The organism is Caulobacter sp. GW821-FHT09H08, from assembly GCF_059415885.1.
The window spans coordinates 729,659-744,845 of the sequence record NZ_JBWKOC010000004.1 but is presented as its reverse complement, the minus strand read 5'-3'; the positions used below and the strand labels follow the sequence as shown (position 1 = coordinate 744,845).

Genomic DNA, 15,187 nt, shown 5'->3' with positions numbered 1-15,187 from the left:
CGGCTCCCGCGCCCGCGCCGCCTCCGGTCGCGCCGGTCGCGGCCGCTCCGGTGACGCCGCCTCCGGCCGCCCCGACCGCTCCGGCTCAACCGGTGGCTCAGGCCCCGGCTCCGGCCGCGCCGCGCGCCGAGGCTCCGCGCCAGGAAGCTCGCCACGAGGCTCCGCGCCACGACGCCTCGCGTCAGGCGCCCTCCGGCCAGACCCGCACCTACGAGCCCAGCCGCGAGCGCCGCGACGATCGTCCGACCACGACGACCTATCGCCCGGCCCCGCAAGGCGACCGCCCGTTCAATCAGCGCGCGCCGCGTCCCGACGCCGGCGCCAACTTCGGTCAACGCGCTCCGCGTCCCGAGGGTGATCGTCCGCGCGGCCCGCGTCCCGACGGCGACCGCCCGCAAGGCGATCGCGGCGGCTATCGTGGCGACCGCCCGCAGGGTGATCGTCCGCAAGGCAACGACCGTGACCGTCCGCAGCAGACCGTCCGTTACTCGGCCCTGGCGCCGCGTCCGGCCCCCGGCGGCCCGCGTGGCCCTGGCGGCCCCGGTGGTCCGCGCGGTCCGCGTCCTGGCGTCCCGGCCTCGGCTCCGGCCACGCCGGAAATCCAGCGCGCCATGCGCTCGGCCCCGCGTCCCGGTGGCGAAGTCCGCCGTCCGGACGAGGACGACGATCGCCGCAAGACGGCCAACGCCCCCAACAAGGCCGTGTCGCGCGTCAAGGGCGCGCCGCAGCGCCGTGAAGGGCGTCTGACCATCCAGGCCGTGGCCGGCGACGGGGATTCCGCCGACCGGATGCGCTCGCTCGCCTCGGTCCGCCGGGCCCGCGAACGCGAAAAGGAAAAGCGCCGCGGCGGCGTGGCCGAACAGGCCCGTGTCGCGCGTGAAGTCGTCATTCCCGACGTCATCACCGTTCAGGAGCTGTCCAACCGGATGGCCGTGCGCGGCGTCGACATCATCAAGTTCCTGATGCGTCAGGGCGTGATGCTGAAGATCAACGACGTCATCGACAACGACACCGCCGAGCTGGTGGCGACCGAGTTCGGTCACACCGTCAAGCGCGTGTCGGAAGCCGACGTCGAAGAAGGCTTCATCGGCGCCGAGGACATCGACGATCACATGGAGTCGCGACCCCCGGTCGTGACGATCATGGGTCACGTCGACCACGGCAAGACCAGCCTGCTCGACGCCCTGCGCTCCACGGACGTGGCGGCCGGCGAACACGGCGGCATCACCCAGCACATCGGCGCCTATCAGGTTCGCCTGAAGGACGGCCAGCGCGTGACGTTCCTCGACACGCCCGGCCACGCCGCGTTCTCGTCGATGCGCGCCCGCGGCGCCAACATCACCGACATCGTCGTGCTGGTGGTGGCGGGTGACGACGGCGTGATGCCCCAGACGATCGAGGCGATCAAACACGCCAAGGCCGCCGACGTGCCGATCATCGTCGCTGTCAACAAGATGGACAAGCCGGGCTCGGATCCGACCCGCGTGGTCAATGAGCTGCTGCAGCACGAGATCGTCGTCGAAAGCCTGGGTGGCGACACCCAGATCATCGAGGTCTCGGCCAAGGCCCGCACGGGTCTGGACGACCTGCTGGACGCCATCCTGCTGCAGGCCGAAGTGCTGGACCTGAAGGCCAACCCCGACCGCAGCGCCGACGGCGTCGTGATCGAGGCCAAGCTGGACAAGGGTCGTGGCGCGGTCTCGACCGTCCTGGTCAACCGCGGCACGCTGAAGCGCGGCGACATCGTCGTCGCCGGCAGCCAGTGGGGCCGTGTCCGCGCGCTTCTCAACGAGCGCAACGAGCAGCTGACCGAAGCCGGTCCGGCCACCCCGGTCGAGATTCTCGGCCTGGACGGCGTGCCCTCGCCGGGCGACGCCATTGCCGTGGTCGAGAACGAAGCCCGCGCTCGCGAGCTGACCGAGTACCGTATCCGCCTGAAGCGTGAGAAGTCGCTGCACCCGGTGGGCGCCGGCGCTTCGATGGCCGACATGATGGCCAAGCTGCAGGACAAGAAGCTGAAAGAGCTTCCGCTGATCATCAAGGCCGACGTGCAAGGTTCGGCCGAGGCGATCATCGGTTCGCTGGACAAGATGTCGACCGACGAGGTCCGCGCGCGGATCATCCTGTCGGGCGCCGGCGCGATCAGCGAAAGCGACGTCATGCTGGCCAAGGGCGCCGGCGCGCCGGTCATCGGCTTCAACGTCCGCGCCTCGGCGCAGGCGCGAGCCCTGGCCGAACGCGAAGGGGTCGAGATCCGCTACTACGCGATCATCTACGACCTGCTGGACGACATCAAAGGCGTGCTCTCGGGCATGCTCGCCCCGATCCAGCGCGAAACCTTCCTCGGCAACGCCGAGGTCCTGCAGGCCTTCGACATCTCGAAGATCGGCAAGGTCGCCGGCTGTAAGGTCACCGAAGGCGTGGTCCGCAAGGGCGCCAAGGTCCGGATCATCCGTCAGGACATCGTCGTCCTGGAACTGGGCACCCTGCAGACGCTCAAGCGCTTCAAGGACGAGGTCAACGAAGTCCCCGTCGGTCAGGAATGCGGCATGATGTTCCAGGGCTTCCAGGACATCAAGGTCGGCGACACGATCGAGTGCTTCACCGTCGAGGAGATCAAGCGTCAGCTCGACTAGAGTTCGCGACTTGAACTAGAGTTTTCTGATGGGCGCGGATCGCAAGGTCCGCGCCCATTTCTTTTGGACGAGGTCGTGATGCCGAGAACTCTGTCTGAGAACGAAACTCTCCGCACCGTGCGCAGTCGCTTGGCAAACGCCGAGGACTTCGTACGCCAGGCGTATGGCGTCCTTCACAAGGCCTCCAAGGAGCACGGGGAGGTTGTTCTCCGCCTGGGGATCGTCGGTACGGGAAAATTGCCGAACTACAGGTTAGAGGATGCGGAGACTGGACGTCCGCTCCAAGCCATAGATGGCAACAATCATCAGCCTTGGACCGGCGATGTCGACTTCACCACGCCAGCGAACTGGAGCACGGTGGTGATGTCCAAGATCGAGGTCGAAGAACTGTTGGGTGAAATCCGCAATTTTCGGCGCTAGCGCTGAAGCACAGGCGCCAGACTGGAAATCGCCCCATTCCGGCGCTACCGGTTCCTGATGCGTATCAAAGCCCTCTTTGCCTTGACCGCCGTCGCCGCCAGCTTGAGCGCCTGCGCGACCGTGGACCGCTACGACGCCGCCGGCGACGTGCACGACCTGCTGGTCGCCATCCGCGACAACGATCGCGGGACCTTCGAGTCCCACGTCGACCGCCGGGCCCTGAAGGCCGGGATCGAGGCGCGGCTGATGGACGAGGCCCGTCAGCGCCGGGCGAGCGACGGCGTCATGGCCATCGCGGCCCTCGCGGCGGGTTCGATCGCCGACCTGGCCGGCGACGCCCTGATCCGGCCCGAGACCTTCCACGCCGCCGCCAACTACTATGGCTACACGCCCGACCGCCCGATCCCGGGCCGGGTGGCCATCGCCAGCACGCTGCGCCCCGTCGGCGACGGCCGGGTCTGCGCGGCCAAGCGCGACGGTCCCTGCCTGCTGACCTTCACCCGCTACGGCGACCGCTGGCGCCTGTCGGGCTTCGACGCCGAGGCCGCGAACCTGCACTTCAAGCGATGAAGCAAGCAGCCTGGGGGGGCGCTGCCCTGGCTCTGATCACGGCGACCGCCGCATCGGCCGAAACACGGATGTTCTCGTACGACCCGATCTCGCCGGACGCCAAGCGGCTGACGGGCGCGGGCGTGACGATCCTGTTCAGCCAGGGCCTGCTGGGGCCCGGCCAGCCGATCAAGGTGCTGGCCACCGGCGTGCCGGCCCAGGCCGTGCTGAAGACCGGCCGCCAGAAGGACCTTGGTCCTGGCGGTCTCGGCGCGATGGAGGGCGTCGACGCCGACGCGTCGCTCTACGAGGTCGACGACAAGACGGCCCAGGGCAGGATCTACATCCGCGCCTTCTGCCCGGGCTCCAAGCGCCTGTGGCTGTCGTTCAGCACTATCGTCATCCGCCACGACCTGCGGATCCAGGCGTTCGGCGACGACCCGAAGGCCGAGGGGAAGGCTCGTCTCTGCGGCACGCTGGACTTTTCGTACCGTGGCGAATGGCGGCTGCCGAAGAAGCGCTCGCCCGATCCGATGGTCGACTGGACCGACAGCCCGCAGCATCCCGACACCTCGAACTGAGATTTTTTCACCGTTCGTGTCGCAACCGACCGACCTCGCGCGTCCTATGGCTATGGGCGACGGAGACAGTCGATGCGGTTCATGGTGCTTCTGAAGGTCGAGGCGGACGCCGGGGTGGAACCGGGCGAGGCCGCCCGCACCTACGACGCCGAACTGGCGCGAGCCGGCGTGGCCGATCGGGCCCGGCTCTCGGCGAAGGGCGCCCGGATGGCTTCGGGCGATCTGGCCGATGGCCGGACCCTCGCGGGCTTTTGGGTCTACGACCTCGACTCCCGCGAGGACGCGGCGGCCTGGGTGCGCCGTTGTCCCGCTCCGGCTGACGGCTCGGCCGAGATCGAGATCCGCCTGCTGCTGGACTCGGGCGACCTCCCCGAACGTCCCTCTCGCGTCAAGCCGCGTCCTGTCTGGGAACGCGCCGTGGCCTTCTGACAGGCGGGTTTCAGCTCAGGGGATGAGGCCCCGCACGACCAGATAGATCGCCAGCAGCATCATCGGCCCCGACCAGATTTCCAGCGGCAGCGAGAACAGTCGGTGCGGCGGGCGATAGGTGAGACGGAACTTCCACAGGCGTGGCGGCGGCAGCTTGATCGGCCGTCGATTGATCCGGCTGCCGACGATCCAGTTGACCACGGCGGCCAGGGCCGCGCCGATGCCCCACAGCCAGGGGGCGCGTTCGAAGATCTGTTCACCGAAGGCCGCCGTCAGCGCCGCGCCGAACAAGCCGAACACCCCGATCAGCGTCAACAGGCCCAGAAAGCCGCGTCCCGTCCACCAGACCACCATCGGCGGCTCCCTCTAGGTTGAGCATGTTGGATATGCCACGCGCCGAGTTTCGTGCAAGCTTGGCGCGACGCTATGGAGGGGACGGGCATGGCTGACGGGGATGCGCTGGCGGATTTCACGCGCTTCGAGTTCGATGACGGGCGCTGGACCCGCGAAGTCTTCAAGATCGGTTCGGGGCCGGGCGTGATCGTCATCCACGAGGTGCCGGGCCTGCATCCGGGCGTGCTGGCCTTCGCCCGTGACCTGGCCGCGTCGGGCCTGACCGCCTACTGCCCCAGCCTGTTCGGCAAGCCAGCCAAGCCTGTGACGCGCGGCTATGCGATCGGGACCATCCTCAAGAACATCTGCGTGCGGCGCGAGTTCAGCGTCTGGAAGGACGGCCGCTCCAGTCCGATCGTCGACTGGCTGCGCGCCCTGGCCCGCAAGGCGCACGAGGAGTGTGGCGGCAAGGGCGTCGGGGCGGTGGGCATGTGCTTCACCGGCGGCTTCGCGCTCGCGATGATGACCGAGCCGGCCGTGGTGGCCCCGGTGCTGTCCCAACCCTCGCTGCCGCTGAAGGACAAGGGCGGCCTGGACTGCTCGGCCTCGGAACTGGCCTGCGCCAAGCGCCGGTTCAAGGACGAGGACCTGTCGCTGCTGGCCCTGCGCTTCACCTCGGACACGCTGGTGCCCCACGCCCGCATCGACCGCCTGAAGGCCGAGTTCGGCGACAAGGTCGAGGTCGTCGAACTGACCGACGAGGACGCCGCGCCGGGCATGCCGATGGCCCCGCACTCGGTGCTGACCCTGCATCTGCACCGCTCGGTCCCGGACAGCGGCAGCATGAAGGCGCGCGACAAGGTGATCGCGTTCTTCCAGGCGCGGACGAGCGGCTAGGCTGGACTTTCCGCCCTCAGGAGCCTAGACACCCCGCCTTCCGATTTTCCCCGCGCACCGGCGTTCGATCCGCCGGCCGGGCCGCAAGGATTCCGCGCCATGAAGCGCCACTCTGACACCAAGAAGGGCCCCGCCGGGCCTTCGCAACGCCAGCTCCGCGCCGGCGAACTGATCCGCCACGCCCTGGTCGACGTCTTCCGCGAGGAAGGCCTGGCCGATCCGGTGCTGGTCAACGTCTCGATCACGGTGTCCGAAGTGCGGATGAGCCCGGACCTGCGCCACGCCGTCTGCTTCGTCGAACCGCTGGGCGCTGGCCTGAGGGGCGAGGCGGGCCGCAAGGAAGAGGACATCAAGGAAGTCATCAAGGCCCTGAACCGAGGGGCGAGCTTCCTGCGCGGCCGCCTGGGCAAGGTGATCGACATGAAGTTCACGCCCGACCTGAAGTTCATCCACGACGAGAGCTTCGGCGCCGCGGCCCACATGGACCGCCTGTTCGACGACCCGCGCGTGCAGCAGGACACCCGCACCCTCGCGGATGCTCTCGGCGAAGACGACGAGGATTAGTCGATGGCCCGCCGCAAGAAGGGCGACGCTGTCTCGGGCTGGCTGTGCCTGGACAAGCCCTACGACCTGACCTCGACCACGGCCGTCTCCCGCGTCCGTCGCGCGTTCAACGCCCAGAAGGGCGGGCACGCCGGCACGCTGGATCCGCTGGCCACCGGCATCCTGCCCATCGCGCTCGGCGAGGCGACCAAGACCGTCCCGTTCCTGATGGACGCCGACAAGGCCTACCGCTTCACCATCGCCTGGGGCCGCGACACGACGACGCTGGACCGCGAGGGCGAGACCACCGGGACCTCCGACGTGCGCCCGACCCGCGAGCAGGTCGAGGCCGTGCTGAGCGGCTTCATCGGCGAGGTCGACCAGGTCCCGCCGAACTTCTCGGCCATCAAGGTCGACGGCGAACGGGCCTACGACCTGGCCCGCGACGGCGTCGAATTCGAGCTGGCGACCCGCAAGGTGACGATTTTCGACCTCAAGGTCACCGATCAGCCCGATGTCGACCACGTCACGCTCGAGATGGAATGCGGCAAGGGCACCTATGTCCGCGCCGTCGTCCGCGATCTGGCCAAGATGCTGGGAACCTGCGGTCACGTCGCCGAGCTGCGCCGGACGCGGGTGGGCGGGTTTACCGAACAGGGTGCGATATCGCTGGAAACCCTGGAGAATTTGAGCTATGAGGCCCGGCTGTCGGAGGCATTGCTTCCGGTCGAGACCGCGCTGGACGACATCCCGGCGTTGGCCGTGACCGATGAAGACGCCTTCCGGCTTGCACAGGGACGCGCCATCGTCCTGCTTCCAAGGCAGGTGGAAACGCTGAAAGCCGAGCTCACGCCCGGCGATCGCACCGTTTCCGCAATGTCGGGGGATCGGCTGGTGGCCCTGTGCGAGATGCGCGCTGGGAAGCTCAATCCCGTGCGGGTCTTCCAACTCACCTGAGCGGAGACTTACCGATGTCGATCACCATCGAGCGCAAGAGCGCTCTTATCGCCGAACACGCCCGCACCACGGGCGACACCGGCAGCGCTGAAGTCCAGGTCGCGATCCTCTCGGAGCGCATCTCGAACCTGACCGAGCACTTCAAGACGCACAAGAAGGACAACCACAGCCGTCGTGGCCTGCTGAAGCTGGTTTCCCAGCGTCGCCGGCTTCTCGACCACCTGAAGAAGTCCGACGTCGCTCGCTACCAGTCCCTGATCGAAAAGCTGGGTCTGCGTCGCTAAGCGCCAAGGTCCGCCGCCCCGCGCAAGCAGGGCGGCGGATCGCGTATTTGGAACCAGGCGTCCCGAGACAGGCCGGGCGTCATAAAGGTTCAAAGCGGCTTCCCTTCCTCCGGAAGGCGCCGTTCGTCCGTCCGAGGGTTCACGTCCTCAAACCCGCCTGTCGAACTGGATGAGGATCACCGGGCCGGCTCCAAAAGCTCTTCAAGCTTCGCCGTCCTTCCCTGTCCGCCCCGACGAGAATCCGCTCGCGGGAACCGAAAGAAGCAAAATGTTCGATATCAAGCGCAAGACGATCGAGTGGGGCGGCAAGACGCTGGTCCTCGAAACCGGTCGCATCGCCCGTCAAGCCGACGGCGCCGTTCTGGCCACCATGGGCGAAACCGTCGTCCTGGCCACCGCCGTGTTCGCCAAGAAGGCGAAGCCCGGCCAAGACTTTTTCCCGCTGACGGTCAACTATCAGGAAAAGACCTTCGCGGCCGGCAAGATCCCCGGTGGCTTCTTCAAGCGTGAAGGCCGTCCGTCGGAAAAGGAAACCCTGGTTTCCCGCCTGATCGACCGTCCGATCCGTCCGCTGTTCGTCAAGGGCTTCAAGAACGAAGTCCAGGTCGTCGTGACCGTGCTGCAGCACGACCTCGAGAACGATCCCGACATCCTGGGCATGGTGGCCGCCTCGGCCGCCCTGGTCCTGTCGGGCGCCCCGTTCATGGGCCCGATCGGCGCCGCGCGCGTCGGCTACGTTGACGGCGGCTACGTGCTGAACCCGACGCTCGAAGAGCTGAAGGAAAGCAAGATGGACCTCGTCGTGGCCGGCACCGCCGAAGCCGTGATGATGGTTGAATCGGAAATCCAGGAGCTCTCGGAAGAGATCGTGCTGGGCGGCGTCAACTTCGCCCACAAGGAAATGCAGACGGTGATCGACGCGATCATCGACCTGGCCGAGCACGCCGCCAAGGAGCCCTTCGACTTCCAACCGGAAGACACCGACGCCCTGAAGGCCGAAGTGAAGAAGGCCGTCGGCCAGGACCTGGCCGACGCCTACAAGATCCAAGCCAAGGGCGACCGCGTCGCCGCGCTGGGCGCCGCCAAGACCAAGGCCATCGAGACCTTCGCCAAGAGCGACACCAACCCGGCCGGCATCGACCCGCTGAAGCTGGTTTCGGTCTTCAAGGAACTGGAAGCCGACATCGTCCGTCGCTCGATCCTCGACACCGGCATCCGCATCGACGGCCGCACCGTCGACAAGGTCCGTCCGATCCTGGGTGAAGTCGGCATCCTGCCGCGCACCCACGGTTCGGCCCTGTTCACCCGCGGCGAGACCCAGGCGATCGTGGTCGCCACCCTGGGCACCGGCGACGACGAGCAGTTCATCGACGCCCTGGAAGGCACCTACAAGGAATCCTTCCTGCTGCACTACAACTTCCCCCCCTACAGCGTCGGTGAAACCGGCCGTATGGGCAGCCCGGGCCGCCGCGAAATCGGCCACGGCAAGCTGGCCTGGCGCGCCCTGCGCCCGATGCTGCCGAGCAAGGAAGACTTCCCCTACACGATCCGCCTGGTCTCGGAGATCACCGAGTCGAACGGTTCGTCCTCGATGGCCACGGTCTGCGGTTCGTCGCTGGCCATGATGGACGCCGGCGTGCCGCTGGTCCGTCCGGTCTCGGGCATCGCCATGGGCCTGATCCTGGAAAAGGACGGCTTCGCGGTTCTGTCGGACATCCTGGGTGACGAAGATCATCTGGGCGACATGGACTTCAAGGTCGCCGGCACCAGCGAAGGCCTGACCTCGCTGCAGATGGACATCAAGATCGCCGGTATCACGCCCGCGATCATGGAGCAGGCCCTGGCTCAAGCTAAGGGTGGCCGCGAGCACATCCTCGGCGAAATGAACAAGGCCATGGACGCCCCGCGTGAAGAGGTCGGCGACTTCGCTCCGAAGATCGAGACCATCACCATCCCGACCGACAAGATCCGTGAAGTGATCGGTTCGGGCGGCAAGGTGATCCGCGAGATCGTCGCCACCACCGGCGCCAAGGTCGACATCAACGACGAAGGCACCGTGAAGGTCTCGGCCTCGGACGGCGCCAAGATCAAGGCCGCCATCGACTGGATCAAGTCGATCACCGACGAAGCTGAAGTGGGCAAGATCTACGACGGCAAGGTCGTGAAGGTCGTCGATTTCGGCGCCTTCGTGAACTTCTTCGGCGCCAAGGACGGCCTCGTCCACGTCAGCCAGATCAGCAACGAACGCGTCGCCAAGCCGTCGGACGTGCTGAAGGAAGGCCAGATCGTCAAGGTGAAGCTCCTGGGCTTCGACGATCGCGGCAAGACCAAGCTGTCGATGAAGGTCGTCGATCAAGAGACCGGCGAAGACCTGTCGAAGAAGGAAGCGGCGGCCGAAGAAGCGTAAGCTTCCTCAGCTTCCATTCCGGACGCTATCAGGCGGGCGGCTCCGAAGGGGGCCGCCCGCTTTGCGTTTGGGCCAAGATTTCCGAGGCCGTCCATGCAATCCTCCCTTGTGCGAACAAGGGAGGGCTCCTGATGGTCAAGCGTACCTTGGGTGTCCTGGCCGTCGCGGCCGTCGTGGTTTCCGCGCCCCAGGCGCTTGCGTTTGGCACGATCCGGGGCCTCGGCCAGAACGCCGAGCACGAGACGATCACCCGTCGAGGACTGGCCAGTTTCGGCTTCGGCGCCACGACCCTCTCCATGCTGGCCGGCAAGACCGGCGAGTTCGGCGCCGTGGGCGCGCCCGATCGGCCCGATCGCGGCCTGATGAGCAGCAAGGACGCCCACTGCGACGGTGGCGACTATCTGGACATCCCGGGCTATCCGCGCACCCAGGCCGTCGCTCAGGAGCAGCTGACCGCCTGCCGGCGCTACATCGTGGCGCGCCTGAACCAGGCCGTGATCGACGCCGGCGACCTGGTGAAGACCGACCTGACCTTCGGCTCGATCAGCACCTCGGGCGGCTGCAACTTCACGGGTCACCGGCTGCGCGCCAAGTGCAACGTGCTGGAGCAGATGGGCCTGGCCTTCCACGCGGCCCAGGACTTCTACTCGCACAGCAACTGGATCGACTCCGAGGTCGCGCCGGCGACCATCGACAGTCCGCCGGGGCTCAACAAGTCCTACCCCGCGCCGTGGCTGTCGCCGAACGGCTCGACCTTCCCGGCGGGGCTGGTCTCGGGCTGCTACGAGGGATTCCCGGAAGGGATGCATTGCGAAGGCCGGATCCGGCACGCGGTGCTGAACAAGGACACGGCCGGGACCAAGCGGGCCTCGGGGTCCTACGCTCGCGCCATGTCGGTGGCCGCTCAGGACACCACCGACAAGTGGCGCTGGTACGAGCGGCAGCTGACCTCGCGCTACGGTGACGCGCGGGCGAAGAAGATGCTGTGCGTGCTGAAGTCGGACGAACCGAAGGGGTGCTGAGGGGCGGTAAGGAGCCCTCTCTCTCAGAGAGAGGGTTTCTACTCACCTCTTCGACGTCACCTCCGCCACCACCGTGTCCGCCGGCCCGTTGCCGCCCCGGCACGCGGCCCAGGCGTACTTCAGGTCCATGCAGACCCAGACCTCGGTCAGCCGGCCGTCCTTGATGCGGACGTTCAGGCCCTCGGCGGTGACGCCGCGATTGCGCTTGAGGAAGGCCTGGCGGATTTCGCCGGCGGTCATGACGCCGTCGCGGCCGGGCTTGAGGTCGGGGACCCTCAGACGGTCGCGGATTTCGCGCGCCTTCTGGAAATAGGCTTCGGGCGTGTCCCATTGGCACGTGCCGTGCGCCTGCCACTCGTGCTGCAGCAGCCAGGGCGAGGGGGTCATGCAGAGATTGGCCCGCACCGTCTTCTCGCGCATCGGCGGGCTGGAGCGGCAGTAGCGCGGATGCACCCGGTCCGGGCCGTTGGGCCACAGGCCGTGGACGGTGAAGCCGAAGCGGTTGGCCTCGCACTGGATCTTCTTGTCGGACTCCGGGATGCCGGCCCGGCAGGCCTCGGGCGACCAGTAAAGGGCCAGCAGATAGGCGGCGATCGGGACGTCGGTGTGGATCTCGCCGGCCGGCGGGACCTCGGTCGGGGCCGGCGTCACCGCCGAGGGGACGGCGCAGGCCTTCAGGCTGGAGGCTTGGGCGACGCCCGCCAGAAAGACTGAAGATGTGGCGAGCAGGGCGCAGGCGGCGGCGAGGGCGGTCTTCATCACAAGCTCCAGACTGGAGCCGGATAGGGAGCCCGCGCCGCTTCCGACGTCAAGCAAGCCTCAGCGGCGGGCCTCGGTGGCCATGCGCACCGCCAATCCGCCGAGCACCGTGGCCATCAGCCAGCGCTGGATCAGGGCGAAGCTGGGACGGGTGGCGAGGAAGGTCGCGATCGTGCCGGCGGCGAAGCAGATGGCCCCGTTGACCAGCAGGCTGACGCTGATCTGCGACAGGCCCAGCACCAGCGACTGGGTGAACACCCCGCCGTGCTCGGGCTTGATGAACTGGGGCAGCAGCGACAGGTACAGCATCGCCGCCTTGGGGTTCAGGATGTTGGTGACGAAACCCATGGTGATCAGCTTGGCGGGGCTGTCCTTGGGCAGCTCGCGGACCTGGAACGGCGAAGCGCCGCCGGGCCGGATCGCCTGCCAGGCCAGCCAGCCCAGATAGAGCGCGCCGCCGAACCGCAGGATGTCGTAGGCGATCGGCGCGGCCATCAAGAGGGCGGTGATGCCCAGCGACGCGCACACCAGATAGACGACGAAGCCCGCCGCCGTGCCGATCAGCGACACGATCCCGGCCCAGCGGCCCTGCGAGATCGAGCGACTGACGACATAGAGCATGTTGGGGCCGGGCGTCAGCGCCATCCCCAGGGCGATGAGCGTGAAGGCGATCCAGGTGTTGGCTTCGGGCATGGGCGTGGCTCCGCGATCGGGTTGCGATGTGGGCGCCCAGGCGAACGGCTTGCATGCGGCCCGCGCTTCCCGAGGGTCTGTTCCCTCCGAACGCCAGTCGCGCGAGCCCTGAAAGCTCTAGCACCAGACCCGCCAAATAGGGAGCAGGGCGGGGCGGCGGGAGGCCCAAGGCCGCAATTGTGCGACGAAGCGCGACTTTATCGCCCCGAAGATCGCTATTGCGAGCGATTATCATTGCGACTGCTTTGCAACATCGATAAGAACGCCTCGCAATTTCAGGAAGGGCGTCCTCGACGGCGCTCACTGGGGATAGGACCAAGATGCGTAATCCGAACTCTGTCGGCGTTGTGAGCCGTCCTCGTCGCGCCCTGGGCGCCGCCGCCGTCGCCGGCCTGGCCGGCCTGGGCCTCGCCCAAGCCGCCGTCGCCGCGCCGGACGCGGACGCCCCGGTGGCCACGGCCGCCGCCGTCGCAACCCCGGCCGCCGCTGACAGCAACGAGGTTTCGACCGTCAAGATCGACGCCAAGCGCGTCGCCGACCCCTCGTCGAGCAAGTTCACCGCTCCGCTGGTCGACACGCCCAAGTCGGTGACGGTCATCACCTCGAAGATCATCGAGCAGACCGCCGCCACCTCGCTGACCGACATCCTGCGCACCTCGCCGGGCATCACCTTCGGCGCCGGGGAGGGTGGTCAGCCTTTGGCTGACCGGCCGTTCATCCGGGGTTCGAGCTCGGCCAACAACATCTTCGTCGACGGCGTCCGCGACAGCGGCGGCCAGACCCGCGAAATCTTCAACCTCGAGCAGGTCGAAGTCGTGAAGGGCCCCGACAGCGCCTACGGCGGTCGCGGTTCGGGCGGCGGCAGCATCAACCTGTCGTCCAAGACCCCGAAGGCCGAGAGCTTCGCGCGCGGTTCGGTCGGCGTCGGCACCGACGAGTATGTCCGCGCCACGGCCGACTTCAACTACGCCATCAACGACAGCGTCGCGGTGCGCCTGAACGTGCTGGGCACGGAAGGCAACACGCCGGGCCGCAAGGCCGTCGACTTCAGCCGCTGGGGTTTCGCGCCGTCGCTGGCCGTCGGCCTGAACGGCGACACCCAGCTGACGGTCGCCTACTATCACCTCGATACCGACCAGATGCCCGACTACGGCATCCCGCTGATCACCAAGACGACCGAACCGCGCACGGTCTCGGGCATCCTGAACGTCGATCGCCGCAGCTTCTACGGCATCAAGAGCCGCGACTTCCAGAAGACCAAGTCGGACATCGCGACCTTCGCCATCGACCACAAGATCAATGACGAGCTGAACGTCCGTCAGGTGGTCCGCTACTCCAAGAGCGTCAACGACTACCTGGTCACCAACCCCGGCGACGGCGGCGCGGCCCAGTTCGTTCAAGGCCAATGGTGGATGAAGCGCGGCACCAAGAGCCGCTGGAACCCGACCGAGACGGTCGCGGCGGTCACCGACCTGCACGGCAAGAAGGTCTTCGGCGGCCTGGAGCACAGCTTCGACATCGGCATCGAGCTGAGCCGCGAAGAGAACCAGAACGCCAGCTACCTGCCCTACGGCACGACCACCTCGGCCTGCCCGACCGGCTTCACCATCACGGCGGCTACGGTCACCAGCGTCGGCGGCGGCGACTGTACGCTCGTCTACAAGCCCAACCCGAACGACGTCTGGGTCGGCACGCTGAACAAGGGCCCGGTCACCCGGAACCTGACCAAGACGGCCGCGATCTACGGCTTCGACACGATCAAGTTCGGCGAGAAGATCCTGCTGAACCTGGGCCTGCGTCACGACAGCTATTCGAGCCGCGGCGTTGACGCCTCGGCGACCAGCGCCAACGGCGTCGTCACCGCGGTGACCTATGTGGCGCGCGGCGGTTCGTGGGACTTCACCAACTATCAGGTCGGCCTGGTCTACAAGCCGACCACCAGCTCCAGCATCTACGCCTCGTACGCCACGGCCTCGACGCCTCCGGGCATTTCGGGCGGCGACCAGAACAGCAACACCACGACCGGCACGGGCAACCTGCTGACCGTGCAGCTGGAGCCGGAAGACAGCGAGAGCATCGAGCTGGGCGCCAAGGCCAACGTCCTCAACGACAAGCTGGCCCTGTCGGGCGCCCTTTTCAAGACGACCCGCAAGAACGCCCAGATCCAGATTGACGCCAACACCTACGCCCAGGTCGGCGAGGTCGAGGTCAAGGGTCTCGAACTCGGCTTCTCGGGCTATGTGACCTCCAAGTGGCAGGTGTTCGGCGGCTACACCTACATGGACAGTGAGCTGGTCCGTGGCGCCTATACCAACGTCAACCAGGGCGACCCGCTGGCCAACACGCCCAAGCACACCTTCTCGACCTTCACGACCTATCGCGTGACGCGGAAGATCGCGCTGGGCGGCGGCGCGTACCACGTGTCGAAGAGCTTCGGCGGCAACCAGGGCGGCGCCGGCGGCGGCGCCAATGCGATCTACGCCCCGGCTTACTGGCGTTACGACGCCTTCGCCTCGTGGACTATCAACCCGAAGGTCGACCTGCAGCTGAACGTCCAGAACCTGACGGACGAACGCTACATCGTGCGCACCAACGGCGTCCACCACGCCGACCCGGCCCCGGGTCGCCAGGCGATCCTGACCTTCAACGTGAAGTACTAGTCCTCCCCTCATAGGCT

15 protein-coding genes and 1 riboswitch are annotated in these 15,187 nt (G+C 67.3%); of the genes, 12 read left to right on the top strand and 3 right to left on the bottom strand.

The annotated features are described in order from the left end of the window. From infB to AC07NN_RS18040, 5 genes are all read left to right on the top strand, one after another. The coding region (gene infB, locus AC07NN_RS18060) for a translation initiation factor IF-2 (RefSeq protein ID WP_494643949.1) at positions 1–2,636 on the top strand (2,636 nt) is incomplete at its 5' end. Between the two features lie 78 nt (positions 2,637–2,714). After that, positions 2,715–3,056: a hypothetical protein gene (locus AC07NN_RS18055; protein ID WP_494643946.1), complete on the top strand. Its 342-nt coding sequence runs from the start codon at positions 2,715–2,717 to the stop codon at positions 3,054–3,056. Positions 3,057–3,113: 57 nt separating this feature from the next. Beyond that, complete coding sequence (locus tag AC07NN_RS18050; RefSeq protein WP_494643943.1) at positions 3,114–3,626, top strand: DUF2939 domain-containing protein; 513 nt, start codon at positions 3,114–3,116, stop codon at positions 3,624–3,626. Continuing rightward, positions 3,623–4,186 (top strand): hypothetical protein, encoded by a 564-nt coding sequence (locus tag AC07NN_RS18045; RefSeq protein WP_494643940.1) that lies wholly within the window; start codon positions 3,623–3,625, stop codon positions 4,184–4,186. Before AC07NN_RS18050 ends, AC07NN_RS18045 begins: the two co-directional genes overlap by 4 nt. Before the next feature lie 72 nt (positions 4,187–4,258). Then, positions 4,259–4,615, top strand: coding sequence for a YciI family protein (locus AC07NN_RS18040; protein ID WP_494643934.1), 357 nt, complete (start codon positions 4,259–4,261; stop codon positions 4,613–4,615). A 15-nt stretch (positions 4,616–4,630) separates the two neighbouring features. On the opposite strand, the gene AC07NN_RS18035 is transcribed toward AC07NN_RS18040, so the two are convergent. Then, positions 4,631–4,969, bottom strand: coding sequence for a hypothetical protein (locus AC07NN_RS18035; RefSeq protein ID WP_494643930.1), 339 nt, complete (start codon positions 4,967–4,969; stop codon positions 4,631–4,633). Between the two features lie 87 nt (positions 4,970–5,056). On the opposite strand from AC07NN_RS18035, the gene AC07NN_RS18030 reads away from it, so the two are divergent. The 6 genes from AC07NN_RS18030 to AC07NN_RS18005 all read left to right on the top strand — a co-directional run bounded on the left by AC07NN_RS18030 (position 5,057) and on the right by AC07NN_RS18005 (position 11,058). Then, positions 5,057–5,845, top strand: a complete 789-nt coding sequence (locus tag AC07NN_RS18030; RefSeq protein WP_494643928.1) for a dienelactone hydrolase family protein — start codon at positions 5,057–5,059, stop codon at positions 5,843–5,845. A 99-nt stretch (positions 5,846–5,944) separates the two neighbouring features. After that, positions 5,945–6,409, top strand: a complete 465-nt coding sequence (rbfA, locus tag AC07NN_RS18025; protein ID WP_494643926.1) for a 30S ribosome-binding factor RbfA — start codon at positions 5,945–5,947, stop codon at positions 6,407–6,409. Between the two features lie 3 nt (positions 6,410–6,412). Beyond that, on the top strand, positions 6,413–7,345 hold the full coding sequence (gene truB / locus AC07NN_RS18020; protein WP_494643924.1) for a tRNA pseudouridine(55) synthase TruB: 933 nt from the start codon (positions 6,413–6,415) through the stop codon (positions 7,343–7,345). Between the two features lie 14 nt (positions 7,346–7,359). Beyond that, on the top strand, positions 7,360–7,629 hold the full coding sequence (rpsO, locus tag AC07NN_RS18015; RefSeq protein ID WP_454713536.1) for a 30S ribosomal protein S15: 270 nt from the start codon (positions 7,360–7,362) through the stop codon (positions 7,627–7,629). 268 nt (positions 7,630–7,897) lie between these two features. Further along, positions 7,898–10,036 carry a polyribonucleotide nucleotidyltransferase gene (gene pnp, locus AC07NN_RS18010; protein WP_494643921.1) on the top strand — a complete coding sequence of 713 codons (2,139 nt, stop codon included), beginning with the start codon at positions 7,898–7,900 and terminating at the stop codon, positions 10,034–10,036. Positions 10,037–10,167: 131 nt separating this feature from the next. Next, a complete protein-coding gene (locus tag AC07NN_RS18005; protein WP_494643919.1) occupies positions 10,168–11,058 on the top strand; it encodes a hypothetical protein in 891 nt (296 codons plus the stop codon). A 42-nt stretch (positions 11,059–11,100) separates the two neighbouring features. Here the strand turns inward: AC07NN_RS18005 and AC07NN_RS18000 are convergent, their stop codons facing one another. Then, positions 11,101–11,829 carry a ribonuclease T2 gene (locus AC07NN_RS18000; protein ID WP_494644041.1) on the bottom strand — a complete coding sequence of 243 codons (729 nt, stop codon included), beginning with the start codon at positions 11,827–11,829 and terminating at the stop codon, positions 11,101–11,103. A gap of 48 nt (positions 11,830–11,877) precedes the next feature. After that, positions 11,878–12,510 carry a LysE family translocator gene (locus AC07NN_RS17995; RefSeq protein ID WP_494643916.1) on the bottom strand — a complete coding sequence of 211 codons (633 nt, stop codon included), beginning with the start codon at positions 12,508–12,510 and terminating at the stop codon, positions 11,878–11,880. Positions 12,511–12,537: 27 nt separating this feature from the next. Continuing rightward, a riboswitch (ZMP/ZTP riboswitch) is annotated at positions 12,538–12,621 on the bottom strand. Between the two features lie 209 nt (positions 12,622–12,830). Between AC07NN_RS17995 and AC07NN_RS17990 the strand changes: the two genes are divergently transcribed. Next, positions 12,831–15,170 carry a TonB-dependent receptor gene (locus AC07NN_RS17990; RefSeq protein ID WP_494643914.1) on the top strand — a complete coding sequence of 780 codons (2,340 nt, stop codon included), beginning with the start codon at positions 12,831–12,833 and terminating at the stop codon, positions 15,168–15,170. Positions 15,171–15,187: the final 17 nt, after the last annotated feature.